The following is a 302-nucleotide window of genomic DNA, read 5'->3' on the forward strand; positions in this document are numbered from 1 at the left end:
AGATGGGGCTATAGCTCAGCTGGGAGAGCGCCTGCCTTGCACGCAGGAGGTCTGCGGTTCGATCCCGCATAGCTCCACCATCTTTAAGGGTTTTTCCCTAAGAATCTTTAAAAATGGTTTCGAAAGAAATCAAGCTCTTTAACAATTTGGAAAGCTGACTGATTGATTACTTACGAGTAATTCAATCAAATTTAAAAGTTCTCAATGTTTATCTTTCATTAGATAAACACAACAAACACATTCAAGTGTCTTGTATTCGAATCAAACTTAGTTTGATTCACAATTGAGTCCGGCAAACAGTC

Annotated in this window: 1 tRNA gene; it reads left to right on the plus strand. The window is 39.1% G+C overall.

Annotation, left to right across the window (positions count from 1 at the left end):
* The first annotated feature begins 4 nt into the window (after positions 1 to 4).
* Positions 5 to 80: transfer RNA gene (locus tag AB4307_RS21680), tRNA-Ala, on the plus strand.
* The last annotated feature ends 222 nt before the right edge of the window (positions 81 to 302 follow it).

It is taken from the genome of Vibrio sp. 10N.261.52.C2 (genome assembly GCF_041471425.1).
Taxonomy (GTDB): Bacteria; Pseudomonadota; Gammaproteobacteria; order Enterobacterales; family Vibrionaceae; genus Vibrio; species Vibrio crassostreae_C.